At 53.2% G+C, this 24,368-nt stretch carries 20 protein-coding genes, 1 tRNA gene and 1 pseudogene; 13 read left to right on the top strand and 9 right to left on the bottom strand.

Translation table 11 applies throughout. From position 1 onward, the window contains the following. Position 1 precedes the first annotated feature (1 nt). From hydG to hydE, 4 genes are read left to right on the top strand one after another with little or no spacing between them, the layout of a single operon-like run. Positions 2-1,414: a [FeFe] hydrogenase H-cluster radical SAM maturase HydG gene (hydG, locus tag BO74_RS15465; protein ID WP_496443328.1), complete on the top strand. Its 1,413-nt coding sequence runs from the start codon at positions 2-4 to the stop codon at positions 1,412-1,414. Positions 1,415-1,427: 13 nt separating this feature from the next. Then, positions 1,428-2,855 (top strand): aspartate ammonia-lyase, encoded by a 1,428-nt coding sequence (locus BO74_RS15460; protein WP_496443326.1) that lies wholly within the window; start codon positions 1,428-1,430, stop codon positions 2,853-2,855. A gap of 2 nt (positions 2,856-2,857) precedes the next feature. Further along, a complete protein-coding gene (gene hydF / locus BO74_RS15455) occupies positions 2,858-4,099 on the top strand; it encodes a [FeFe] hydrogenase H-cluster maturation GTPase HydF (protein ID WP_496443324.1) in 1,242 nt (413 codons plus the stop codon). Then, positions 4,096-5,277 (top strand): [FeFe] hydrogenase H-cluster radical SAM maturase HydE, encoded by a 1,182-nt coding sequence (gene hydE / locus BO74_RS15450; protein ID WP_496443322.1) that lies wholly within the window; start codon positions 4,096-4,098, stop codon positions 5,275-5,277. Before hydF ends, hydE begins: the two co-directional genes overlap by 4 nt. Positions 5,278-5,389: 112 nt before the next feature. Here hydE and BO74_RS15445 read toward each other — a convergent pair. The 4 genes and pseudogenes from BO74_RS15445 to BO74_RS15430 form a co-directional block, all read right to left on the bottom strand. Then, positions 5,390-5,530 (bottom strand): annotated as a pseudogene (locus tag BO74_RS15445) (helix-turn-helix domain-containing protein); the annotation flags it as partial. Positions 5,531-5,713: 183 nt separating this feature from the next. After that, a complete protein-coding gene (locus tag BO74_RS15440; RefSeq protein ID WP_496443320.1) occupies positions 5,714-8,881 on the bottom strand; it encodes a site-specific integrase in 3,168 nt (1,055 codons plus the stop codon). Beyond that, positions 8,878-11,418: a hypothetical protein gene (locus BO74_RS15435; protein WP_496443318.1), complete on the bottom strand. Its 2,541-nt coding sequence runs from the start codon at positions 11,416-11,418 to the stop codon at positions 8,878-8,880. Before BO74_RS15435 ends, BO74_RS15440 begins: the two co-directional genes overlap by 4 nt. Further along, on the bottom strand, positions 11,419-12,048 hold the full coding sequence (locus BO74_RS15430; protein WP_496443316.1) for a hypothetical protein: 630 nt from the start codon (positions 12,046-12,048) through the stop codon (positions 11,419-11,421). Between the two features lie 353 nt (positions 12,049-12,401). Here BO74_RS15430 and BO74_RS15425 point away from each other — a divergent pair. Both BO74_RS15425 and BO74_RS15420 read left to right on the top strand, forming a co-directional pair. Further along, positions 12,402-12,478: transfer RNA gene (locus tag BO74_RS15425), tRNA-Arg, on the top strand. Positions 12,479-12,682: 204 nt separating this feature from the next. After that, entirely contained in the window at positions 12,683-14,041 is a 1,359-nt protein-coding gene (locus BO74_RS15420) for a site-specific integrase (RefSeq protein ID WP_496443314.1), read from the top strand. Here the strand turns inward: BO74_RS15420 and BO74_RS15415 are convergent. Both BO74_RS15415 and BO74_RS15410 read right to left on the bottom strand, forming a co-directional pair. Next, positions 14,038-14,382, bottom strand: a complete 345-nt coding sequence (locus BO74_RS15415) for a hypothetical protein (RefSeq protein ID WP_496443312.1) — start codon at positions 14,380-14,382, stop codon at positions 14,038-14,040. The genes BO74_RS15420 and BO74_RS15415 overlap by 4 nt on opposite strands. A gap of 24 nt (positions 14,383-14,406) precedes the next feature. Then, on the bottom strand, positions 14,407-15,375 hold the full coding sequence (locus BO74_RS15410) for a hypothetical protein (RefSeq protein ID WP_496443310.1): 969 nt from the start codon (positions 15,373-15,375) through the stop codon (positions 14,407-14,409). A gap of 138 nt (positions 15,376-15,513) precedes the next feature. On the opposite strand from BO74_RS15410, the gene BO74_RS15405 reads away from it, so the two are divergent. Both BO74_RS15405 and BO74_RS15400 read left to right on the top strand, forming a co-directional pair. After that, the gene (locus BO74_RS15405) at positions 15,514-16,293 is read left to right on the top strand and encodes a hypothetical protein (RefSeq protein WP_496443308.1); all 780 of its coding nucleotides are present in this window, start codon (positions 15,514-15,516) and stop codon (positions 16,291-16,293) included. Between the two features lie 59 nt (positions 16,294-16,352). Then, positions 16,353-17,072 (top strand): AAA family ATPase, encoded by a 720-nt coding sequence (locus BO74_RS15400; protein WP_496443306.1) that lies wholly within the window; start codon positions 16,353-16,355, stop codon positions 17,070-17,072. 106 nt (positions 17,073-17,178) lie between these two features. On the opposite strand, the gene BO74_RS15395 is transcribed toward BO74_RS15400, so the two are convergent. Then, positions 17,179-17,745, bottom strand: a complete 567-nt coding sequence (locus tag BO74_RS15395; RefSeq protein WP_496443304.1) for a tyrosine-type recombinase/integrase — start codon at positions 17,743-17,745, stop codon at positions 17,179-17,181. A gap of 103 nt (positions 17,746-17,848) precedes the next feature. Further along, a complete protein-coding gene (locus tag BO74_RS15390; RefSeq protein ID WP_496443302.1) occupies positions 17,849-19,510 on the bottom strand; it encodes a hypothetical protein in 1,662 nt (553 codons plus the stop codon). A 185-nt stretch (positions 19,511-19,695) separates the two neighbouring features. On the opposite strand from BO74_RS15390, the gene BO74_RS15385 reads away from it, so the two are divergent. Continuing rightward, on the top strand, positions 19,696-20,136 hold the full coding sequence (locus BO74_RS15385) for a DUF6641 family protein (protein WP_496443300.1): 441 nt from the start codon (positions 19,696-19,698) through the stop codon (positions 20,134-20,136). 213 nt (positions 20,137-20,349) lie between these two features. Continuing rightward, on the top strand, positions 20,350-21,024 hold the full coding sequence (locus BO74_RS15380; RefSeq protein ID WP_496443298.1) for an ankyrin repeat domain-containing protein: 675 nt from the start codon (positions 20,350-20,352) through the stop codon (positions 21,022-21,024). Positions 21,025-21,588: 564 nt separating this feature from the next. On the opposite strand, the gene BO74_RS15375 is transcribed toward BO74_RS15380, so the two are convergent. Beyond that, a complete protein-coding gene (locus BO74_RS15375) occupies positions 21,589-21,954 on the bottom strand; it encodes a hypothetical protein (RefSeq protein WP_496443296.1) in 366 nt (121 codons plus the stop codon). A gap of 347 nt (positions 21,955-22,301) precedes the next feature. Between BO74_RS15375 and BO74_RS15370 the strand changes: the two genes are divergently transcribed. The 3 genes from BO74_RS15370 (at position 22,302) to BO74_RS15360 (ending at position 23,807) form a co-directional block, all read left to right on the top strand. Continuing rightward, complete coding sequence (locus BO74_RS15370) at positions 22,302-23,093, top strand: hypothetical protein (RefSeq protein ID WP_496443294.1); 792 nt, start codon at positions 22,302-22,304, stop codon at positions 23,091-23,093. Between the two features lie 62 nt (positions 23,094-23,155). Next, positions 23,156-23,599, top strand: coding sequence for a hypothetical protein (locus BO74_RS15365; protein WP_496443292.1), 444 nt, complete (start codon positions 23,156-23,158; stop codon positions 23,597-23,599). A gap of 46 nt (positions 23,600-23,645) precedes the next feature. Further along, positions 23,646-23,807: a hypothetical protein gene (locus BO74_RS15360; protein ID WP_496443290.1), complete on the top strand. Its 162-nt coding sequence runs from the start codon at positions 23,646-23,648 to the stop codon at positions 23,805-23,807. Positions 23,808-24,368 lie beyond the last annotated feature (561 nt).

The following is a 24,368-nucleotide window of genomic DNA, read 5'->3' as shown; positions in this document are numbered from 1 at the left end:
CATGGACATGAAAGCAACCCTGGCGGCCGACTGGCTCCGGCCGGCGGCGGTGGAGGAGACCCTCCGCGCGGCATCGCGCGCCGCGTGCGACCCGGCGCGCGTGCGCGACGTACTGGCTCGGGCGCGCGAACTGAAGGGGCTGGACGCCGCAGAGGTAGCGACGCTGTGCGGCATCGCCTCGCCGGAGCTTGCTGACGAACTGTTCGCCACTGCGCGTCAGGTCAAGGAAGAGATCTACGGTCGGCGCATGGTGTTGTTCGCGCCGCTGTACATCTCCAACGTCTGCGGCAACGACTGCACCTACTGTGCCTTTCGTTCGACCAACAAGGCGCTGCCGCGTACGGCGCTCGATAGGGACGGCATCCGCAGCGACGTGCGTGAACTGGTCAGGCAGGGCCACAAGCGCCTGCTGATGGTCGCCGGCGAGGGCTATGCCGCCTCGCGCGGCGGTTTCGATTACGTACTCGACGCGATCCGCGCTGTCTATGACGTGACGGAGGAACACGGTCACATCCGCCGGCTCAACGTCAACCTCGCGCCGCTGACCGTCGACGAATTCGTCCAGCTGAAGCAGGCCGATATCGGCACCTACCAGCTGTTCCAGGAAACCTACCACCGTGAAACCTACGCGGCGGTGCATCTCTCCGGCAAGAAGCGCGACTTCGACTGGCGTTCCACGGCGTTTGACCGGGCGATGCAGGCCGGCATCGACGACGTGGGCATGGGCGTGCTGTTCGGCCTCGCCGACTGGCGCTTCGAGCTCCTCAGCCTGTTACAGCACATCGCGCACCTGGAAGACGTCTTCGGCGTTGGTTGTCACACACTCAGCGTACCGCGCATGGAGCCGGCCGACGGCTCCTCTGTCTCGATCAGTCCTCCGGCGCCGGTGTCCGACGACGATTTCAAAAAGCTCATCGCCATCCTGCGCCTGGCCGTACCCTACACCGGCCTTATCCTGTCGACGCGGGAGTCGGCGGCCATTCGCCGCGAATGTTACGCGCTCGGCGTGTCGCAGATCTCCGCCGGCAGCCGAACCAACCCGGGCGGCTACAGCGAAGGAGAAAGCGCGGCCGGCCAGTTCCAGCTGGGCGATCACCGTTCGCTCGACGAGGTCATCGATGAACTGGCGACGATGGGTTTCATTCCGTCGTTCTGCACCGCCTGCTACCGCCTTGGGCGCACCGGCCAGGACTTCATGGATCTGGCCAAACCCGGCCTGATCAAGCAGAAGTGTGATCCGAATGCGGTGACCACCTTCCTGGAGTATCTGACCGACTACGGTTCCGCGGAGGCGCGCTGTTCCGGAGAGGCGGCGATCGCCTGCGAACTGGACAAGATGGCGGCGAAAACACGGGGCAATGCCGAGAAGATGCTGGCGCACATTCGCGCCGGCAAGCGCGACGTGTTCTGCTAAGGCGCTTTTGTCGATGTCTTTCCGAGCCGAAACGCGCACCGAAACCGACTCCCTCGGCGAGTTCCCCGTTCCCGCCGATGCCCTGTACGGCATCCACACCGCCCGCGCCCTGGAAAACTTCCCGCTCGCGGGCCGGCCGTGCGCGCCGGGCCTGGTGCGCGGTATGGCATGGGTGAAACTCGCCTGCGCCCAGACCAATACCGCGCTCGGGTTTCTGGAAAGGGACGTCGGCGCGGCGATCATGGACGCCTGTCGCGAGTTGGCCGACGGCCACGCCGAACTGACCGCCGCCGTCGTCGTCGACGCCCTGCAGGGTGGCGCCGGCACCTCGCTGAACATGAACGTCAACGAGGTGCTCGCCAACCGCGCCGAGGAAGCGCTCGGGGGCCGGTGCGGCGAGTACCGGCGCGTGCACCCGCTGCACCACGTCAACCTGCACCAGTCGACCAACGACGTTTTTCCGACCGCGCTGAAGGTCGCTGCGACCGACGGGCTGCACCGCCTCGAGAAGGCCATTATCGCGCTGCAAATGGCGTTTCAGGCCAAGGAGCAGGACTTTGCGCACATCGTCAAGGTCGGGCGCACGCAACTGCAAGACGCCTGCCCGATGACGCTCGGCGCCGAGTTCTCGGCCTGGGCCGAGGCGTTCGGCCGCGACCGCTGGCGCGTGTTCAAGTGCGAGGAACGTCTGCGCGTCGTCAATCTCGGCGGCACGGCGATCGGCACGGGCCTCACCGCCCCGCGCGAGTACATCTTCCGTGTTACCGACGCCTTGCGCGAGATGACGAAGATGAATCTCGCCCGCGCCGAGAATCTTGTCGATGCGACCCAGAACGCTGATGCTTTCGTTGAAGTCTCGGGCATCCTCAAGGCGCACGCGGTCAACCTGTTCAAGATTTCCTCCGACCTGCGCCTGCTCGCATCCGGTCCGCACGCCGGGCTCGGCGAACTGAAGCTGCCGGCCGTGCAGGTGGGTTCCAGCGTGATGCCGGGCAAGGTCAACCCGGTGATCTGCGAGGCCGTCGGCCAGGCCGCGCTGCAGGCCATCGCCAACGACCAGGCGGTGACCCTCGCCGCGCAGTCCGGCCAGCTCGAGCTCAACGCCTTCCTGCCGCTGGTGGCGTACGCGCTACTTGGCACCCTCGACCTGCTCGAACGCGCCGACACGCTGTTCCGTACCCGCTGCATCGAAGGAATGACCGCCGACCCCGAACGTTGCGCCGAACTGCTGGACATCTCGCACGCGCAAGTAACCGCCCTGGTGCCCGCGCTGGGCTACGAACTTGCTGCCGATGTGGCGAAGGAAGCGCAGCGGGAGAAACGCACGATCCGCGAGGTTGTCCTCGCACGTGGGCTACTCGCGCCGCACGTGCTCGACCAGCTGCTATCGGCTGACGCGATGACCACCCTGGGGTATACAAAATTGAATCTCAAGGATTGACCATGCAAGACACCCCCAAAGGCCTGCGCCTGCACATCGGGCTGTTCGGCAAGCGCAACAGCGGCAAATCGACGCTGATGAACGCACTGATCGGTCAGTCGGTGTCGATCGTCTCGGAACATCCGGGTACGACGACCGACCCGGTTGAGAAAGCCTATGAACTCGCGCCGCTCGGTGCCGTCGTGTTTGTCGACACGGCGGGACTCGACGATGTGGGCGAACTCGGCGCGCTGCGCGTGCAGAAAACGCGGGCGGTGCTCGAGCGCGTCGACCTCGCGCTGGTCGTCGTCGACGATGGGCGGCTCGGGGCGCTCGAACGGGGGCTGATCGCCACGCTGCGCGAACAGAAGACCCCGTTCGTCGTCGTCTTCAACAAGGCCGACCTGGCGCAACCGGACAAGACGCAACTGATCGATCTCGCCGCCGACAACGTCGAGTCCGCCGTCGTCTGCGCCGCGCAGGGCGCCGGAATCGATGCACTCAAGGAGGCGATGTTCCGCCAGGCCCCGGAGAGCGGGTTGGAGGACGCACGGTTGATCGGTGATCTGATCGGGCCTGGGGATGTTGTCGTGCTGGTGGTGCCGATCGACCTCGGCGCGCCGAAGGGGCGGCTGATCCTGCCACAGGTACAGGCGTTGCGCGATATCCTCGATAGCGACGCAACCGGCCTGATGGTCAAGGAGCGTGAACTGGCCGCGGCGCTGCAACGGCTTACCGCCCCGCCGAAGCTCGTCGTCTGCGATTCGCAGGTGGTACTCAAGGTCGCTGCCGACACGCCGCGCGAGATTCCGCTCACCACCTTCTCGATCCTGATGGCCCGCTTCAAGGGGGACATGATTGGCCTGGCCGAAGGGGCCGGTGCCATCCACAGATTGCGGCCCGGTGACCGTGTGCTGATCTTGGAAGCCTGCTCGCACCACGCGATGGCAGACGACATCGGCCGCGTGAAGATTCCGCGCTGGCTGCGCCAGTTCGCTGGCGGCCACCTTGAGATCGACGTCAGGGCGGGCAAGGACTTCCCTGATGATCTGACCCCTTATTCGCTGGTCGTGCAATGCGGTGGTTGCACGGTGACACGCCGGCAGATGCTCGCGCGCCAGATCCGCGCGGCTCGGCAGGGCGTGCCGATGACCAACTACGGGATGGCTATCTCGGTGGTGCAGGGCGTGCTCGACCGTTCGCTGCAATGTTTCCCTGCGGCGCTGTACGCGTATCGGCAGATGCTCGAAGGCATACCCGCATGAACTCGCAGGTCACGATCGCCTGGCACCGGCGTACTTCCGCCCCGAGTGCTGCCGCCAGCAAATTGGCCCAGCGGCTCGATACGGACTGGCAGTACAGTGACGCCGCGCGCGACGTGCTGCGCCGCATCCTCACCACCACCGATCCCGACGAGGTCGAGGTCATCCGCGTTGCCGCCGAAAAAACGCTGCTCGACTACTGCGGCGATACCGTGCGCCTGCGCGGCCTGATTGAATTCTCCAATCGTTGCGTGCTCGATTGCCACTACTGCGGCATCCGTCGCGGCAACCGCGCCGTCAGCCGCTATTCACTGACGCAGGATGACGTCGTTGCCTGCGCGCGCTGGTGTGCCGACAAGGGGTATGGCTCGCTCGTGCTGCAGTCGGGCGAGCGGCGCGATCACGCCTTCGTGCGCCGCGTCGAAACGATGATCCGCGCGATCAAGGACGCGACGCGTTCCGATGCGCAGCCGGGGGGATTGGGCATCACTTTGTGTGTCGGCGAACAGCCACCGGAAACGTATGCGCGCTGGTTTGCTGCCGGGGCGCATCGCTACCTGCTGCGTATTGAGAGTTCTTCGCCGGCGCTGTTTGCGCGACTCCATCCGGAAAACCAGCGCCTTAAGACACGCATCGCATGCCTGAAGGCTTTGCGCGAGATCGGCTACCAGGTCGGTACTGGCGTGATGATCGGCCTGCCGGCACAGACGGTCGACCATCTGGTCGACGATCTGCTGTTCTTCCGCGACATGGACGTCGATATGCTCGGGATGGGGCCGTACATTCCTCATGCGCAAGCGGTGTTGCCCGGCGCACCGGGGATACTCCCGGCTGACGAGCGTCTGCGACTCGGGCTGCGCATGATCGCCGCCGCACGCTTGCTGCTACGCGACGTCAACATTGCTGCCACGACCGCGCTGCAGGCGCTGGCCGACGACGGTCGCGAACAGGGTCTCTCGTTCGGCGCCAACGTGATCATGCCGCAAGTGACCCCGCCGCGCGTACGGGCGATGTACACCCTCTACGACGGCAAACCTTGTCTCGACGATTCCGCCGAGCAGTGCGCCGTCTGCCTCGAGAACCGGATCGCCTCGGTCGGGCGCCGGACGACTAGGAATCTGTGGGGGGATTCAGCACGGTTCGGGCGACGCCAACTTGAAGCTATGCAGCCTGACGCTTGAGCTTCTTTCAATGTGCGGTTTTTCGCATGGAAGACGACAGCAGCGGGGCAAGAGAAAAACGATTATGGCCGAGGGCGTATGATCTAAGCATCTCAATTTCATATTGTCTATTAGCCTCGGGACGCTGCTCGTAGGCCCGCTTGATAGGCTTTTGCGGCGCAAAACCCCAGTGCTTGAGGAATCACCGACGGTGCGCACAGAAAGTTTGATGGGTAGAGTCCTGTTCAATCAGCTGCATGACGGCTCTAATCCATCCTAAAGTCTTTGTTGATTCAGGTCCGAGGGGAAAGGCAAGCTGAATTGCGGCTGGTCAGGCACCATTAAGCCATATAAAACGGCCGCTATGACTGGCCTAGACAGACTATGTTGCAACCACCTCAATGCCTTAAGCACAAATAGCGTGGCTCGAAGGACTTCGGCTGGCTTTTGCTTTTTGCTAATTTTCGGGCCCTGAAAAAAACGAGGAATTAGCCAAAATTTGAGTGAATTCTTTCGCAAACAGAATCCATAGCGCCGCATAATTCAATCCGTGAATTATCGCCGTACTATTGAATTTACTTTTTTCGAAACCGGAATTGTTGTTTCCACCCACGGTAATACGGAAGACCTCGTTTTTCATCTCGCGTAATTCCCAGTCGAGCCCAATGCGATTGACGGGTATTCCACGAGCTAAGATTTCCGCTTCCAACATCGCTATCTCTGGTCGTAATTCATAGTCTGGAGATGGAATGCGAAGATTAACTTCTAATAAATCTTCAGTTATCCCCATCGCAGCCAGCGCCTTGAGCACAGTCAGAACGTGTTCCTGCCTTTCACCGAAATATATACGCCCAGTTCCTGGCCCATTTCGCTGCACGAATAACCTGCAAGCAATTACCAATTCCTCCCTCAGCGCCGAGCGGTTAAACGAATTGACCGTAGCAGATAGTATTGCGAAAAATGTTTCCCTATAGGCTTTGGGACGGGGTGGGCCTGGCAACCGAATTCGTTTTTTGGGCGTTGCGGTTGATTGTTTGGCATACATCCGCTTGTAGTAATCGGCAGCGCTCGCAATGACTTCATGTGGAACACAGTAGACACGTTCGAGGGTTTCAACGGGTGTCCCGGTTTGAAGTCGCGCCAAAATCAGCATCAGAACATTAGGGGGAGGAATGCTTATTTTCCCAACGTTCTTCAGAATCTCCGATAACTCGGGCTGCTCCCCGGAGGGTGCGATAGAGTCACCGTAGCCTTGAGCAAGTTGCTGGTGAACGAAACAACGCAGAAAAGCGGTTGGCTTATTCCGGAATTTTCGATAAGGGGGTTTATGTGGCATTGATGGGGATAAACCACACACAGATCCCAAAAAACCCGAACCGACGTTTTCAAGCTCAGCATCCAACGCGTCATCCAGTTCTTGGGCTGCGATCCAATCGATCAGGTGAAGATAGCTTTGGGTCGTTGTCGCCGGGCTAAGGTGGCCGAGCAGTGCACTTGTCAGGTAAAGATTCTTGCGCGTCGGTGTGGGATCGGTTCCGAACCGACGCGGGAAAAATAAATTCTTAATCGAGATCATCCTGTGGCTATCGAACGGCGAAGCGGACAACGGCCCCGAATTCTTTCGCGGCCACGCCATGGCGTCTGAGGCGACCAGCGCCATGAATACCCAATTCGCAAACGAATGGCGAAGGTGGTGGTAGCGGAAACGAGGGGACGCAAGCCCCTGGATAGCCTGGAAACAAGCGGTTATTGGCTCAAATAGGTCTCGATCTCCCATTGGAGTCGTCGGCGTGTGCAGCCAGGAAAAGACGAGACCGTTATCGCCCATTAATGCAGACCGGCGCTGGTCTACGTAAGCGAGAAACAAATGGAGTTCATCGTCCGGCAGTAGATGGCGCAAGGGAATTCTGCGGTGAGCTGAAAATGATTTCAGTTGGGCTAATCGTGACGAACGAACGAGTAAGCAAGGATGAGGGCCAGAATGAACATCTTTAAGCTGGATCATCTGAGCTTCCCTGCGCCTGAGCCCACAACGAAAGCCAAGAACTGCGGCCAGAAAAACGCGGGTCGAAGGGGTATCTATCTTTGCGTTGTTTTTTGGCATCAATGCCTTTTTGAACAACTGAAAATCGCTTTCTCCAATCAAATTGGCCGATACCGTATTGTTTCCGCCGGAAATGTACCCATCAAGCTCGCTCATATTGACGTCTGGAGCACCCGCGAGCATCAAATAGGTGTGGAATGATTTCACGCACAACCAATAGACCTGCTTCTCCTTTGGGCGGACAACCCGTGCGGAACCCAATTCGTACAGGGTCTCAAAATCATCGGTGTCCATTTCAAGCGGATTCTCGGTATGGCAGATTGGAATTAGGTGTCGCGCAATGGCCGACAGATAACGCATAGCACTGGATCGCTTAATACCTTTGCGGTCTGCGATCTCGTCATTCTCGTTGTTTCCCCCCAAGTGCCATTGGGTCCATCGTGTGAGCAGTGTCACGATCGGCCACACGGCAGTGCCGTATTCACGCAAAATGCCGTCGATCGATTCAATCGGCTGAGTCCGTGACGTCAATGTTTTCCTGATAGCAGAAATGATCTTTAGTTGATCAACCTGTGCTGTTATCGGATCAAAGAAAATTTGCGGCTGCACGAGATGCGTGAATTGCTCGGCGTGTTGATCCGGTTGTTCTCTTTGATCATTTGGCCCCGTTTCAACTTTCCATCCATTGAGCCTTTGCCAAACATTCCTGGGGAGAGATTGGCTCACTAGCTCGCCGTTGAGGTAAGCCACTATGTAGGGAGGCACCCGAAGCGCGCTGGCTACACGCGCCGCGCGCAGAACGAGAGAAAACTCAAGCTGAGGTAAATCGAGGTGTGCGACGGCGGCTTCAAATTGGCCTTCGGCCGACAGCGAGGGTGATTGAAGGTTTTCAGCAAACAGCCCGTGTGTTTGTTGAATCAGGCGAGCGATTAGACTGCTGGTCACCGCATCGGGAAACCACGCTTTGTACTGCGTCGGTTGGTTTTTTTTCTCGAACCGCAATTCAATGCGAAGTTCCCCTCCGAACTCGGTGACGGCGGAGCAGTCCGTTTTCAACAGTGATTCCAGCGTTTCTTTAGAACTCACGCCGCCAAAAATAATCGCTGAAAGAAACGCCGCATGGGAAATCCAGCCCTGTTCCATCGGCGCTGCGAGTTTTTTAGTCAGTGCAGCCTCAAATTTCCGGAATTCCGCTAAGAGTTGAAAATCTCTGCGGACAAAGACGGGTTGTGTCGGCGGTAATCGGGCTATCGGTGGAAGAAGAGGGATTTCCCAGCGGCCATCTTGATTTCCCGCCACGATCAGGCGGTCCCACCAATTCATCAGTGTGAGTTCTGCATTTGCGTTCGAAGCGGTTTTTCTCAAGGCATCGCGGAGGTCTTGATGTCTTTGTGGTGTCAATTCCGCTTGGGCGGTGGGGAGTCCCTGCCATATGGATGAGCTGCGATCCCTTAGGAACTTTGCGAAATTATAAAAAAGTGCTTGTTGTCGATCTGCGATTCGTGGATTAAGCGTTGCAGCCCACTCGGGCCACTCGTTCTTCGATTCAAGTGGTTTGGATGGTGGTTCGGAGTCGTTCATTTGACCGACCTTAGCAGTGGTGATCGAATTGCTTTGAATCCGATCCGCTTGGTGCACTGAGTCATTGCGTTACCGATTGATCGGCGCCAGAGTCGTGGTGGCAAAGTGCTAAAGCGGCCCCATGGCGCTTCCCCTCGCTCGCCGTGACCCAGGAGCGCATTAATGCTCTCGCCGGAGCAATTTCGATCCAACAGAAAGGAGCGCACGAAATGCCTGAGAGTGCCCAAGCGGAGATTCCAGTCGTCTCCGAGGTATGTGGCCAGTAATGAAGGGGCGACCGGTTCGACCTTGTTACCGTACGTGCCGAGAAAAAACAAAAAGGGTACTGCTTCTGAAAGGATATTCTGATCAGAATCACGATCGGGGGCGAGATGACTCGTCAATGCTGGAATTTCTCCTGCAAGATCTAGGCGCGCGATCTCATGGCTGGCCGTCAAAGCAATAAATTGACGCAATCGCATCGTATGCTCACGATATAACTCGAGTTGTTCAACCAACAAAGGGAGTAACCAAACAAGGTGTGCGTTTCCATAGCGGTTGTTGTCTTTGTCGGATACAAAGCAAATTCCAGTCTGGATGTCGATATCGAAGTGGGCGGGTAGCAAATTGGATATGGCTCGAATCCCGCTCGTTGCCAGCAACATAAACACGACATACGCGGTATACGTGTTGTGAAGCTCACTGATGGACAAGGCCGAAGTTGCGGAAAGAGAGGCAAGCTTTCTTTGAAGCGACTTTACAGAATTGGATATGGTCTCAATTTGGGGGACCTGCCGGGAGCCAATGGAGGAGCCGTTTTCTGGAAGGAGGCCGGGCAGTTCCGCGGGGCCTGCTGTCGCGACGTCAAGTCCAGTTCGTTCACTTACCAGCACATTCGCTTCATCATAGAGTGATTGAATGTGGCCGGTCGAAATTGCAGAGTAGACGGCGGGGTTGTGTTGGTTGGGCGGCAGTGCCTGAAAGTAAATGGAGATGACTCGGTCGGCTGGCGCCAATTGACTCATGAGGTCCGACAGATAGGATTGCACTCGAGCAGCAGTGATTTCAATGCTGTACTGCTTACGAAGTCCATTGATTAGCTTGCCGAAGTCTGCCTCGTAGGAGGTATCGAACAATTTTTCTGTGCTGCCTTTTAGATGTTTTAGACAATCAGAAAAAAGCTTCGGTACTTTCAGATAGAAATAGTCAGTCGAGGGGATCACTTTGCCCGTTGCCGGAGTTGCATGGAGGGGGGCAATAGAAGGAAGGAGGATCCTGCTCTCTTCGGGAAGCCAGGCCATCTTCTCTCGTCGCTTCGACTGCATTGAAACTGCCTCGCATCCAACACGTATCTCTCGAATTTGTGTGGTTTCACGGGACAGAAAAAATCTGCATGCGGCCCACGCTGCGACAACAGGCCGTCTCTTCGGTATGATCAAATCCCAGGCAGAGTCTGAGAAATCGACAAGCGCGCGTATAAAGCACGTCAGCTCGTATCCTGTTAACCCGTTTCTGACAAATGGGAGATATTGATTTGCGATTTCGATCGCTTGTGATTGAAAGCGGGCAGCGTGAGCGGCTTGGCGCCGCCGATTCTGCAAGTGATATTCAGTTACGCGCTGTGTATCAAGTTGTAACGTTGTTGCAGTTGGGCAACTGTCAAATTCCTCGTCTGAGTCAGTTTGAGGATTAGCAATTGCGGTGCTGTCAAATTGAAAGTATCGCTTTGCCAAGATTCTCTCATCGCCATCGATGGCGATATTCAGTTCAATGCCCTGTTCGACATTTTCAGTCTCCGTAGCTCCAAATCGGCGCTCATTTGAACGTATTCCGGCGCGATTGCTTCGTTTCAAGAATCGATCAACATTCCACTGGCCGTCTTGGTACAGATCGATGACTCGTGCAATGAACCGAAAGAACTTGTACCCGCTGGCTGCACTCAAGCGAATTCCAAGTCTTTCTGCTATTGAAGAAATATTCGTTCCAAGGCTTTGGACGGGGGTTGCTATAACCGGTAATTCAAGAAGGATGCGCAACTCTTCCCTGGATGGTTGGGACAGCTGGCGAAGGTATCGGTTAAGTCGGACGGATACCTCATGATACGGCTCTACAGACTTAGTCTCTTCCCGATCTAGACTGATTCGGATGGGAAGGAGGGTGGCCACGAGCGCTCGCCACTGCGCAGAAAACAGAGGTAGTTGGGGACGGTTCCAGTAGATCGAATAGTGAGGATGCTTATCGTAGTAGTCGGTCAGTGTTGCTCTTTTTGTCGCAGGAGCTTTGGGGAAAGACCTTGTAATCCCTGATTGATCGCTAAGAATGATCGTACAAAGTGAATCGAGGCGCTCAAGGCTGGAGCGTGTTCGCTCATTCGCGAGGGGAGAAAATAATTGGATTGTTTTCTGAAATTCTTCGGCTATTCGAAAAATCCCAATGAGGTCGTGGGGTGCTGATAAGAAACTCAATAACGGTTGTAACTTTCGAAGATACCTTTCTCTGTCGCCTGGAGGCTGCTCCACATTTTGGCTGTTATTTGGTTCCGTCCCGCGAGTCGTCATTTACTTCACCGACTCTTCATCTATATCGAGATCAATTCCTTCCTCGATTTTTGTATCTCTCTCATTTTGATCGGTCAACTTTCGAATGCTCTGAATGTTCCGATTCAATGAACTACGCGACATTCCAAGAATGAGTGACAATTTTTCATCGGTACTGATAGGGACAAGGTTTTCGACGATGGATCTCAGTTCCTTATCATCGTGTAGTGCCTTAGCAAGCAGCCCCAAATCCAAATCATCGGGACGTTGGAGTACTTTAACAACGACGTCCATGGCCGCTAGGAGAGCTTCATTTGCAGCATCCTGCTGCGGATGAAGTAGAGCCCAGACCAGCGCTTTCATCGAACGCTGCTCAAGCAGAAGCTGATAAGTGCGAAATCCGCCAATCAGCTTAAAACTGGTGCGGCCGCTATCATCATCTTTTTCGTATTTGATGACTTGTAATGGCTGAACTAACGTTAGCAGATCGAGTGCCGTCTCGTTTAACGAGGGAACGGCCTGAGGGAGATGTCTCAACCGATTCTGTAGTTCGAAAATAGGATTCGCTTCGTCGACTTGAATCTCAGTCAGCGAAATTTTGATCAGCTGTGGTACAGAAGATAGGCTCGCTTTTGCCGATTGTTTTCTCATCGTAATGTTCGTCTGTTGGATGCAAAGTGAGACAAACAAAATTATAACTATAGACACCCAGTTTCTAGCGAATTTCCTGTAACATTCTTGGAGTGCTGTCGTCAATCCGACCTCGTGCTTGGTGATAAAGCGGATGGTGATGTCGGGAGATTGTATGGTAACTATTGGTTTAATAAGGTGAAAGTGTGTAATACTCCGCTCACCTCGGTCCTCTTCAACGGCAAGGGATTTGCCGATTTAAACCTTCTGGTTCCTCTAGATTCCTATTGGTTGCTTTTGTCTCCGAAGGCAGTCGTCATTTGCAGTAGATGACGTAAAATGACTACTGCACTCCGCCATGCAATGTGGCCAAAGCGCCTGTAGCTCAGTTGGATAGAGTACTGCCCTCCGAAGGCAGGGGTCGCACGTTCGAATCGTGTCGGGCGCGCCAATAATTCTCTGTAATATCAAGTATTTAACCCGCCTTGTGCGGGTTTTATTTTGCATAAAAGTAGTATAGTATAATCTATACTACTTCTGCCACATTTTCGCCAGTTTAGGCAAGAGGAATGGCTATGTTGCTGTCTGATTATTGGCTGTAAGTCTTGTATTTGATCGGTGTAGAGCATATAGTGCGCTGAGACAAAGGTACTCTATGAAAGAAGAAAAAACGATCCAGACCGCTGCTTTACAGAAGAAACATCGGACCGTGCCGTTGGCAGGTTCATTGTCACCTGTGCCTGGCTACCCCAAGAAACTGACGATCTACAAACTGGAAGCAAGCTGCTATTGGTGGGTGCGCTATTACGTCGATGGCAAGATCGTCCGACGCAGCACCAAGACCGAGAACAAGAACGAGGCATACAAGTTTGCCAAAGCCTTTTACGATGAGTTGAACTTGCGGCGAACGCAAGGCTTGGCGATCACCAGACAATCGCGTTTTGATGTGTGCGTCAATGCCATGTTGACAGCGCAGAAGGCGCAAGTGGCGCGTGGTGAAGTGACCAACCTGACCTACAGCATTGCGCAAGGTCGTCTCAACAAAAGCATCCTGCCGTTTTTCGGTGAGCGCGATGTGGCAGACGTGAATTACGAACTGCTGGAAAACTATTTGGGCGAACTGTCGCATCAAACGCCCAAGCTCAGTCTCAGCACAATCAGCGGCTACATGAAATTAGTGCGCAAGGTGCTGAACTACGCCTTCAAGCGCCAACTGATTATCGCCGTCCCGCACTTTCCGACGGTCAATGTGCCAGACAATCCACGCGGCTATTTCACAACGAGAGAATACAGACTGCTATGGAGTCGTGCGCGTGCGTTGATTGGCAAACGCTTTGACTTGGTAAAGGTAAAGAAAAAGGACGGCACGGAAGCGCTGGCGCAGTATTTTGCAGCGGGCAGCAAGCCAGCGAAGGGCAGGAAGATACGAACGACGGAAATAACGGGCGACTTGGTCGAGTTGATCGTGTTTATGACCAACAGCTTCATTCGCCCAACCGACATTAAAAATCTCCAGCACAAGCATGTAGAGATTTTGCGCAATGACAACGTGTATTTACGTCTCAGCTTGCCCCCAAGCAAAAAGCACGACAAGCCCATCGTTACGATGCCCAAAGCCGTTGAAGTGTATGAGCGCTTGACAGAACGAAATCGCGCCAACGGGCTTGGCGTAGCGCCAGATGACTATGTTTTCATGCCCCAGTACACCAACAGGGACTATGCGCTAAAGCAGCTACAGCGCCAGTTCGACGTGCTGCTGTGGAATACGAACTTGAAGAGTGCGGCAAAGGGCGAAGACAGAACGATTTATTCCCTGCGCCACACCTGCATCATGTATCGCTTGCTGTATGGCGAGAAGATGGATGTCATTACGTTGGCGCGAAATGCACGAACGAAGGAAGACATGATCGACAGGTTCTACGCGTCTCAATTGAAGGGCGAAGACAATATCGAAATGATCCAGTCACGCCGCAAGCGTAAGCCCAAAGCCAACGGAAAGCGGGATGCTGATTAGCCGTTGAAGCGCTTGGCGCGGTAATCGCCTGTTTGCTGCGCGGCATCATCGACGGCATTTTTTGCTTGGCAAGCACGCATAAACGCAATCATACGATCGTCGTCTGTCGGCTGAATTTGAGCTTGCGACTGGGCAATCTTCTTCGCCATCTCGCGCCGCATTCTGCCTCGCGTTACGTCGGTCGGCTCGATGGCGACAGGCTGCCGTTTCTGTTGCTGTGGTGGTTGCTTGTTTGGTACTGGTGCAAATTCGGCAAAACGCATGATGATTTCTCCCTGTTTCTTGTATTTATCGGCGGGAGATTGAAAGAATAAATCAACCTGCTGACCGTCCCGTTTCAAGACGCTTGGAAAGATAGAGAGAAGTTAAAGATCGCTGTCGCTGGGCTTTTGCGCACGCTTGGCTTGGCGAGCCTCGAACAACTTCGCCAGCCGTTCTTTCTCTTTCTTCTCCCACGCGTTATTGCGCTGAATCTGTTTGGCGATCCGCGGATAATCGAACGGCGCTTTCTCAACAGACTCGTCACAGGGGAATTTGCCGCGAGCCGCGTTTTCGGCGATGGCTTCAAATTTATTCAAAGCGCGATAGGTGATCTTCGTCATCATGTCGCGGTCCGTCTGTTCAATCACATCTTTGACGCGCCGCCCCGCCTTCGGGTCAAGCACTGCCGAATATGTTTTGCTTAGTCTGGATTGCGCCCCCAGCCGCCACAATTCCCATTTCGGCTTGGCTGCCCTGAACCACAGCAAACGCAAACCAGAAAACAAGGATTTCGCCCGAAGCCGCTTCCCCAACAAACTCAGTGTCGGCTTGTTCATTGTGGCTGCCTCGACTTGTGAATATCTGTCGAGCAGACGGCTGATTTGCGTCAGGATTTCACCTTTGCGTCTGCCAAGAGGAATTGAGACGAGCAGCGCTGCGCCCAAGCCTTCGTCTCTTCGCGTTTCACCCAAATAATCTTCAAGAGGTTGCCGTAGGTGTTCCAGCGAGGCATCCGTCGAGTCCTCCAAATCGGCAATTTCGTGCACGCGCGGCTTGGTGTGCGGGTTGCCAAAGGCTTTCAGACCTCGTTTTAGCCACCACGAGCGGAATAGCGTTCGCTGGACATCACCCAGCAGCGCGTAGGTCTTCCTGACTTCCTCAAAGTCGGCAGGCAATCCCCGCGCCTCTTCTTCAGTTAATCCCTCCTCCTGTTCCTCCCGCGCCAGTTCATAACTCGGGCTGATGCGCAGGAACGCGAACATCAACTCATAGCCGACCGTTGGGCGGGTGTGCCAGCCAGGTTTAGAGAAATCCGAAGCGCGAAGCTTCCATGGGAGCAGTGTTTTTTCCATTTCTATACAAATAAAAACACAGATATTGCTGATGATTCAGAGAAAAGTGGAGAAACGGAATAATACATCCCATCGACGCAGCACACAGCACCAACTTCCACTAACCGCTGCGAAGACAAACAACGAAAGGAAACAAAAATGGCAACGACCGCTATCTTCACCCCCTCCGAAACCAACATCGCTTTCGCCGACAGCACCGTCGCGTTACTGGACGCTTTGTCGGTCAAGCGCGACGAATGGGAACAAGGCGTTTTCAAAGCAGCTAACGAAGCGCTGTACGCGCTGCTCGCTGAAACGCTGGATGTCTATAACAGCAAGTTCTTGCAGGGCTCCAAGGACGACCAGCGCACGCTGCGTCAGCAGCTTGTGAGCAGGCTGAAAGAAATGGGCATCAAGACGCAGAAAAACAGCACGGCGCTGGGAATGCTTGTGCGCTTTGTCTTCAAGTCTGACCGCAAGCGTGCGCACCGCTACGCGTATGTCCTGACCGCTGCTGTACAGGAAAACATTTCGTCTGCCAATTTTGCAGACTATGTGCGCGACGCTGGAGGTGTGGAGGAAGTTGTCCGCACCATGGTCGTCAAGGAAGAGGCACGGCAAAAGCGTGAAGCTGTGGAAGCTGCGCAAGTCGTCGCTAAAGGCGAGCTTGAGTACAACACGCTCAACCCGCTCGCCGTAGTCAATATGGACATCGAGGGCGACTACGCTGTGCTGATCGCCAAGCCGCAGCCCGATGGGACCACGCACATTGTCAGTGTGCTGCCCTCAGCCACGGACGTTGTCATCAACGCGCTCATGCAGCGCATCGCCAAGCACAAAGTGGCAAGCGCACAGGTAGATGCGCAAAACGCGTCAGAAGTCGATTCGTTCAAGCAGCCCAAGAGCGAAGACGATCTGCAGGCAGCGCTTGCTGGCTAACAAATCGGGGCGCAACACGCGCCCCATTTATCCCTCACCAATTTACTAAAGGAGAAATCATGAAGTGTGAAATCAAGTATGCACCCCAAACCCTCGCGGACGTTCTTATTCCGCAAGCGCACATCCGTCATCGCATTGATGCTTATGCGAAAGGATTGTTGGAGGGGCACATAATTTTGTGGGGAACGAATGGGACAGGAAAAAGCACTGTTGCTCGGCTGATGCCTCAGGCGATTGGCGGCGAAGAGGTGGCTGTCGAGAACAAGGACTATGACGAACTGCTGAACAGAAAGGACTTGAAGGACTATTTGCGTCAGTCGTGCGCGTCCAACAAGCTCTTTGACCAATCCAAATTCTTTTTGGTGTTTGAAGAATTTGATAACGCGAAAGTCAATCTTCATAAACTGTGGACGGCGATGGACAGTTGTGAAGATGCGCTGATGGTCATTATTACGACCAACAATCCTATGGGCATTCCGCGCAGCGTGCGCGATCGCTGCGATTTGGTCGAGTTCGGCAAGCTCAATGCTAACTCGGTGTTGCCGCGTGCGCAGTTCATCTTGCAAAATGAAGGGCTGACGCTGCCCGATAGCGATGTGCTGTATTACCTGAAGCAACTGGAATGGAAGGGCAGCTTGCGTGGCTACATGCGCAAGCTCGATGAACTGCTCGCGTTGAATGCGATGGGTTTGCCTATGCCGCCCGTTCCGTCTACTGCCAGTAGCTCAGCTGCTAACGCCAATAACTTCACCGTTGTCAGTGGCGCAACCATCAAATAGTTGATCTACACGAGCGTCCCGCAACGGGACGCTTATACATTTAGCCTGTCGATTAGCTACATCGGCAGGTTTTTTTTGTGGAGCGTCCCGTTTCAGGACGTTTGAATCAGATCAACTCGACCGCAGCCCGCTTCATCTCGTCGTTTACGTCGATATAAGCCTGCGTCGTTGAAATATTGTGGTGCCCCGCCAGCGCCATCAGCACGCGCACTCCAACCCCCTTGTTCGCCAGTGCCGTAATAAATGTCCGTCGTCCGCTGTGACTGCTTGCGCCAGCAATCCCCGCCTGCTTATAGAGCCAGTGAAAATGCTGGCAGAGCGTATTGGCGGTGAAGTGATCGCGCTTCTGCGTGGCGAACAGCGGCTTGCTTGGATCGCTGGTGTTGATCGTCGAAACATAGGCTGCCAGTTCCTTGCGCAGTTTCTCCGCAATAAACACGGTGTAGGAGCGACCGCCTTTCACCTGCTGCGCCGATAAACGCACTTCATCGCGTATCGTTCCGTCTTCATTTACCACGTCGCCAATTTTGAGCGCAGCAACGGAACCTACGCGCATGCCTGACCAGTGCGTGACCAGCAGCATGGCGCGATTACGTGCCGCGTGCTTGTGGCAACTGATGAAGTTGAGCACTTTCTTCAACTCTTTGTCAGTGAGCGTTTTTGCCTGTGCCATTGCTGTTCCTCCTTCCTCAAACCTAATAATTCATATGCCAAATGTTATAGTCTTTGGTCATAAGGTAAAGAGAAGAATTCGGCGAATAGAGAGATGCAGCGGTTCAATGACTTAGGAAAGAACCTAATACATTCCACAAATTCGTAGGTTTTTTCCAGCGTGCGTTTTCTTCTTCTTTTGCAATGCGCTGTCGGTGTTCTCTTTCAAATTGTGCTGCGTCAGCGAATCGCGCTTCATACGCCGCATCGCCTGTAATCGGGTAGATCGCCTCGTGTTCAAAGCGCAAGTAAGGAAACTGTTGCTGAAGCTGTAGTGTGATGTCGACAACTTTTTCGCTGGACAGCTTTTGTTTGAAGTAAAGGCAGTCGTGCGTCGTTAATAGCGGCTCTTGTCCAGCCAGGTCAGCGAAAGTGAACATGGCGTGAGATTCCAGCGCCTGATAAATCCACGCCAGTTTTTGCCTGTGTGTTCGCTTCTTTCCAGTTTTTGGATCAATAGCGCGGTAGGTGCTGTCGCCGATCTTGAAATCGTCCGTATCGAGGTATGAAAGGATAGTGGCGTTGATCGCTTGGAACTCGTCGTAGATATAACGAAAGGTTGGGTTGGCAATCAGGCGTTGAAATTCGTCATCGCCCAATTTGTTGTAAACGTCCTTGTCTAATCGCGCATTGGGGTCGTGCTGTTGCCGTGCCGCTTTCGCCAATGCGCCACGTATTGCGTTGTGCTGATTGTTCTTCAACTCCGCGCCAAAGCCAATCGCTGTAAATATCTGCTTGACCAGCGATTCCTCAATACCAAGTTGCTTCGCAATGCGCTGGCGTATCTTCTGCCTGTTCTTTATATAGTCCAGTGTCGCGCCGACAAGCAGCGTGGGATTAATTTCATGTGCCAGTCCTGCCATCAGCGCAAAAGCGCATGCTTTGAAGTCGTACTTGTGGCACACGCCCAGCGCGGCGTGTCGCACTGCCTTGGGCATGCGTTGTAAGCTGTAGCCCTGACCATAAATGCGTCCGCAGTCCGCTTGCTCCCAGCGCTCATTGACGTAATGCGTGGGGTGCTCCGCATCGGGCGCATGCGTCATTGCCTGCAGTTGCTGTGCGGCTACCAGATTGCGCAACAGAGCCTGTTCGTAATGCACGCCGTTCTTTGTGGCACGCAACGTTTCCGTCGTTTTGGTGATGAATGCCTGAAGCGACGCAGGTTCAACGGCAACCCAGTAATTCGCCGTGCGTTCTATTTCGTCAAGCAATTGCTGATTTCGCTCAACGCGTAAATTGAGTATTTCGTCGATAACAAGCTCCTCGTAAAGCGGATTCAGTTTGGCAGCACTGAGACGGCTCACGCCGTTCTGACTGAATCCCTTGCGCTCAATAACTATCAAGCTGGTGGCGTCGTCCTCTTTCATCAGTTGAAAGATGTACTGCTGTTGCTTGCCAATCGTGCCGATTGCCTCGCGTATTTTTGATTGGCAAAAATAGAACTGATGCGGCATGAGGTCATCACTTGGCTTGATCGCAATGGCAGCGCGTAGCGCAGGCAGCATCTCATCCACGTATTTATTGACGCAGCGTTCGTAGAGGTAATCTTTGCCGATGTCGGGTTGGGTGAATTTCAATGCCTGAAGCAGCTTTTGTTTGAGAGGTGATCGCTGAATTGGTGGGGGCTTTTTGATGAATTCCTGCGAGCCAATAACTCGATCCAATCTGCAAGCAGTAGCACCTGCCGTCAATTCCTTCCTTACCCCAATCGCATTCTTGTTCTTCATGTCTTATCTCGTCTCTATACTATAAGTTGCGCTACTTTTTGCTTGGTTGAGTGCTTCTGAATTAGTTGCGCTACTTTTATTTATCAGGCGAAAAATTAGGTGGAAAATATTCAGAACGAGAGGTAGCGATATCGAAATGGTGGCTTTACAGTTGTCCATACCAACACAACGTCATGGAGAACTAAATGAGCGCACTGGCAAATTTGAAATTGGTCGCCGCAAAAAAACCGACTCAACTGCCGCCTGTCGTAATTCGCCGCAACAAGGTCATTGATCGGTTGCACGAGCAACTGGAAATGGCGAAAGCGCGGCAAGAGGGGCGAACTTACGCGCCAACGCGCATGCGCAGCGTCAAAAACGCCGAAACGGGTCTGAAAGTGTCGGTTGAAACGACAAAGCGTCTCAAGCAGTGGTGGTGGACGGCAGACAACGGCAAGGTCTGCGTGTCACTGCGATACGGGGCAAAAATTATTGAAATTGCGAAGGGAAAAACGGCGGTGGAACTGGCGAGCGAGAAGGAACTGGTCGCAACGCTGGAGATTTTGAAGCAAGCCGTTGAAAGCGGCGAACTGGATGCGCAGATTGAAGCGGTCTGCGGGATGGGGAAGGCTGGGGTAAAGAAATAGACTCTGAGTGGGGGGGCGAGTACGTGTTCAGTGTACTAATGTGGCGTAGTCGGGTGACGGGGTTGTCGCTCGGTAGCAACATCCTCCGAAGATGTGTCGTGAAACCCGACAGTTTTCAACCCTTAAGAAGTCCACTAAGCGGATGATAAACGTGATCGACAGGCTAGAAGAGAATTCGTGCCCGACTATGGTGCGTTTAAGTGGGAGAGATAAATGGCTGAGATTGCCTATCTTGAGGGACTATTTGCCCAGACGGAAACTGAAGAACTCGTCTCGAAAATTAGAAATGGGCTAACTCCTGAAGCGTTAGAAATAGCGATGACCGAGTTGGCGTCTCGCGGATATCCTGATGGCGAGTTGTCTCAGTTAAAGAACGCCGCAGCCGCAGAGGGTAGTGACTTTGAGAATTGCAAGCCTGGACTGCCGAGCTGGGTGCAAAAAACTATCTTAGTGATTGGCGGTTTTTTTGTGGCTATGCTCGTCTCAGTGCCATTGAAGGGCTCAATCCCTACGAGCTTGATTAAGCTCCCTGTCATTCTCGCTGTAGCCTACTTTTGGCGGAGGATTGACCAAGAAGATCACAATATTGAGGCATTAAAAAACAAGGCTGAAGCTTCAAAGTTTCAGCTTACACCGCTGATGGTTGCTGCAGCCAGTGGCAACCTTAATGATGTGCGTAGCATTTTGGATAGTGGAGCAAATCCCAACGAGACAAATCGTGATGGGGCGACCGCGTTGATGTTCGCTGTAAAGAATCGTGAGAACAAGGCGGTTAGTCTTCTTATCAAAGCTGGGGCTGACCCGATGTTGAAAACGACGAAAGGCAAATGTGCGCTTGATTTCGCGACAAAGGGGCAACGATCAGAAATTCAAAGAATCAGTTCTTGAGACTGCACCTAAGACTGCGGGGCGGCAATGACAAATGAGGTCTTCAACTGGCTAGTGGTAATTTTGCTCTTTCTCAACCTCATCTTTCTGATCAACGGACTGGGTGGGGTGCTTTCGCGTCTTTCAGGTATAGCAAACGATCTTAGTGATCTGAAAAGCATAGAAGAGCGAAAAGAAAAAGAGCGGTGTGATTGGGATTGAATCAAAGCTTCTAGCTTTCGACCGACGCATAGGGCGATGATGAGCAACGAGAGCAGTAAAGGAAAACTTGTTGATAGCAATGGCGATGCTATCCCGCGTTTGGAAATGGATGAGCGTTGCCCGACATGTAGGAAGAAGCTGATTTACGCCGAACGCTACGACGCGTTGTTCTGCGCTTCTTGCAACGAGTGGCGGGAAGCGGCGTGCTGTACTGATCCGTCTTGTGATTACTGTGGTGGTCGTCCAGCAAAGCCGTTGATGCAGCCAAGCATGTAGTGTCGGTTAAAACGACTGTTTTGCAGTTTGGCGAACCGACCAACTTTCAGCGTCCCGTTTCAGGACGCATTGTCGGACGGAGGGGCTTTACCCCTGACCAGCCGAAATGATGTGTGTGAGTAGAGCAAGAAATGCTGTCTCACCCTCAAGCATTTCGTTGTGTTCGTATCCAATACTGTCTAAAAACTCCGTGAACTCGTCGTCAAACGAAGAAATGTCGAAGAACATTCCGCCGTCCTCGTAGAACTTAAAAGTGCCGAGTTCAAATTTCGTCGTTTCATCGACCGCTTTGATGGGTGCGAAAAGAAACGCTTCGCCCGTGTCTGCGCTCAATCCAGCGCGAAACCATGCATTTTTGATCGCAGTAAGCGCTTTATCTACCGAATCCGCCTCAAAGCTAGTGAAGAACTGACCGCCGCGGAAGTTTGGGGATATGTGAATATCGAAATTCACTGTTCTGTTCCTCAGTGCGTTCGTAACCGTTGAAATATACGCACATTGCGCTTTAAGCGGGGTGAAATGTCGTTTTTCACGACAAATCGGTAATTGGTCTTAACGTTGGAAATTTTAAGAAAGCGGTGGAGGGCGGCGAACTTGATGCGCAGATCGAGGCGGTCAGTAACGCCGAAATGAGGGCGAAAGCATCAGAATTAATAAATATCTGCGAGGAGTTGTTGCCCAGACGCAACAACTATCCGATTTCTTGCCGAACGCGTTTCTCTTGCCCTCGCAACGTCTGTTCCTACGGAGGATGATGAAGCCTGAACACTCAATTTTCACACGTCATAGTGAGAACAAAAATGAAGAAGATTCCCCTGATTTCCTCATTAGGTCTCTTAATCGGTGCCTTTTGTACATCGATTTGTTTCGCGCAAGATCTCTTTAATAAAAATGAGCCGATCGAAATTAAGCAGTTGCAAGCCGTGGAATCTGGTCAACAGATTGGTGGCTATCCGATTCTAAGTTTAGGCAACCAGTTGAAGATAATGCGTTTGAAAACAACTCATTCTACAGGGCAAGCAAGTGGTTTGCCGCTTGGGAACGCTTACTTTGTCGATATTAGAGACGGAAAGTTTTTCGCTGATATAAGAATGCAAGGAAACTTGGAGACAAGTAGCATGAGCGATTGGACGGATGAGCCATGCAAGCGAGATAACTACCTCTGGAAAAGATCCACTGGTGGTGCGTTTCGAGATATTAACTGTGCCTACATCAACCATATTACGAAGTTTTATGTAACTCCGACTGGAGATTATCAGCAGTATCTCGTGGCATTCAGAGATATGGGCGTTGAACTTCCGCCAACAATTGTTGGCGTCGAATTTACGAGATATTCGAGTTACGGCAGGCGTCTGCAATATAGGGTGAGCATCAATCCTGAACTTTTCGGGATTGAGCGCGATGCTGAACAACTTTGGGGTTCCAATAGTTGGTATAAGGATTTTGTTAACAGAGATCCGAAAAAAGTAAAGTTTCTCGCGTCTCTTACCAAGTGGGCTGAAGACGTCCAAAACAAAATGGATGACGCTTTTGAAAAGAAACCCGATGCGTTTTCTAACATCCAGCCGCTAACAAGCTATTTCAATAATTGAGTTGCTGATGGTCAGTTAAACGTTCTCGTTGAGCGCGAAACGACTAGTCATAAGGCGATCTAATGAAAACCTTTCTGTTATCTAGCCTGGTAATACTGACAGGCTGTGCACAATTACAGCCCATCAAAGGTGTCGGTCGTTTTTTAAACGTGCGAGACGTGTATGGCGAAGTTGTTGCTCAGGCAGAGACTCCTACGCCAAACGGCTGTGTTGCTGAGGCTCGTGCGACGCAACAAAACGTAGGTTTATTTGGCAGCATCGATTTGGAGTGCACAGATAAATCGCTAGAGCAGCAACTGCCTTGGTCGTCATCAGTGACCAACACTTTAACCGCTACAACAATAATCTATCGCTTTAGAACAAGTAGCCTTTGTAGGAAAGTTGCGAGTGCTTCGTGGGATGCGCGGGAAAAATTATCAGCTGATCAAAAAGAAATGTGGACTTTAGGCGACTGCAAAGCTGATCCGTCTTGTGACTATTGCAGTGCCCGCCCAGCAAAAAAGTAAATCAATCCACAAGATGAATAAAAATAAATTGACAATGGCACTTATCATGACAGCCATTCTCACTATGGGAACTGGCTGTTCCTCTTTGCAAGGTCTTACTAAGTCACCATCTGAAATGACACAAGAGGAAAGAGACTTAGATAAAAATATTGCAGATGTGATTGATATCATCGGAGAGGTTCTTATTTACACGGTAGGTAATAAATAAAGAGCAGCAAAATGGCAAGCCGTCTCGACAATTTCCAAAGCGGTTTGATCGGTAAGGAGATAGTCGTCGGTTAAAACGACACTAAATATGACAAAGGAATTATTCTGCGCGGAGTGTAAACAGGCACGATTTGCCGACTCATAGTTCGTTTTTCGGGCGTCAGTGCTATACTACTTCTATACTACTTTGCAGATTTGTTGCTTAAAAGCCTTGAAAATACAGGTTGAAATTATTTGTCCGCAAAACTCCGAAGGCAGGGGTCGGACGTTCGAATCGTCTCAGGCGCGCCAATCCCTTTTTATATCAATGCTTTGCGAAATGCTGGCGCAGGCAGTTCTGTGTCCAACTGGCACGCCGCCAGTTTCTGGCAATCGTCATTTCGCGAGGGTGATGGGCACGTTCGGCTTATCGAGGTAATCGTCTGGATGTTTTAGTGGAAAATTTCCGTGCCCACTCCGTGCCCATCTATTAACCCGGCCCTTAAATAGATTCGTTAGGCCGCGTATGCGGCATGAGGATGCTGGAAGTAGGAACGGATACGTTCGGGCCATTGCGCGATGC

The organism is Propionivibrio pelophilus DSM 12018 (assembly GCF_059569095.1).
Note: the sequence above shows the minus strand (reverse complement) of the source record. Positions and strands in the feature narration are given on the sequence as shown.

What these genes read in the sequence shown, in the direction of transcription:
- BO74_RS15460 (WP_496443326.1), top strand. Translation starts at nt 1,428, where the DNA reads ATGTCTTTCCGAGCCGAAACGCGCACCGAAACCGACTCCCTCGGCGAG.
- BO74_RS15435 (WP_496443318.1), bottom strand. Translation starts at nt 11,418, where the DNA reads ATGACGACTCGCGGGACGGAACCAAATAACAGCCAAAATGTGGAGCAG.
- BO74_RS15380 (WP_496443298.1), top strand. Translation starts at nt 20,350, where the DNA reads ATGGCTGAGATTGCCTATCTTGAGGGACTATTTGCCCAGACGGAAACT.
- BO74_RS15405 (WP_496443308.1), top strand. Translation starts at nt 15,514, where the DNA reads ATGGCAACGACCGCTATCTTCACCCCCTCCGAAACCAACATCGCTTTC.
- BO74_RS15410 (WP_496443310.1), bottom strand. Translation starts at nt 15,375, where the DNA reads ATGGAAAAAACACTGCTCCCATGGAAGCTTCGCGCTTCGGATTTCTCT.
- hydE (WP_496443322.1), top strand. Translation starts at nt 4,096, where the DNA reads ATGAACTCGCAGGTCACGATCGCCTGGCACCGGCGTACTTCCGCCCCG.
- BO74_RS15360 (WP_496443290.1), top strand. Translation starts at nt 23,646, where the DNA reads ATGACAGCCATTCTCACTATGGGAACTGGCTGTTCCTCTTTGCAAGGT.
- BO74_RS15400 (WP_496443306.1), top strand. Translation starts at nt 16,353, where the DNA reads ATGAAGTGTGAAATCAAGTATGCACCCCAAACCCTCGCGGACGTTCTT.
- BO74_RS15420 (WP_496443314.1), top strand. Translation starts at nt 12,683, where the DNA reads ATGAAAGAAGAAAAAACGATCCAGACCGCTGCTTTACAGAAGAAACAT.
- BO74_RS15430 (WP_496443316.1), bottom strand. Translation starts at nt 12,048, where the DNA reads ATGAGAAAACAATCGGCAAAAGCGAGCCTATCTTCTGTACCACAGCTG.
- BO74_RS15390 (WP_496443302.1), bottom strand. Translation starts at nt 19,510, where the DNA reads ATGAAGAACAAGAATGCGATTGGGGTAAGGAAGGAATTGACGGCAGGT.
- BO74_RS15395 (WP_496443304.1), bottom strand. Translation starts at nt 17,745, where the DNA reads ATGGCACAGGCAAAAACGCTCACTGACAAAGAGTTGAAGAAAGTGCTC.
- BO74_RS15440 (WP_496443320.1), bottom strand. Translation starts at nt 8,881, where the DNA reads ATGAACGACTCCGAACCACCATCCAAACCACTTGAATCGAAGAACGAG.
- hydF (WP_496443324.1), top strand. Translation starts at nt 2,858, where the DNA reads ATGCAAGACACCCCCAAAGGCCTGCGCCTGCACATCGGGCTGTTCGGC.
- hydG (WP_496443328.1), top strand. Translation starts at nt 2, where the DNA reads ATGGACATGAAAGCAACCCTGGCGGCCGACTGGCTCCGGCCGGCGGCG.
- BO74_RS15365 (WP_496443292.1), top strand. Translation starts at nt 23,156, where the DNA reads ATGAAAACCTTTCTGTTATCTAGCCTGGTAATACTGACAGGCTGTGCA.
- BO74_RS15370 (WP_496443294.1), top strand. Translation starts at nt 22,302, where the DNA reads ATGAAGAAGATTCCCCTGATTTCCTCATTAGGTCTCTTAATCGGTGCC.
- BO74_RS15385 (WP_496443300.1), top strand. Translation starts at nt 19,696, where the DNA reads ATGAGCGCACTGGCAAATTTGAAATTGGTCGCCGCAAAAAAACCGACT.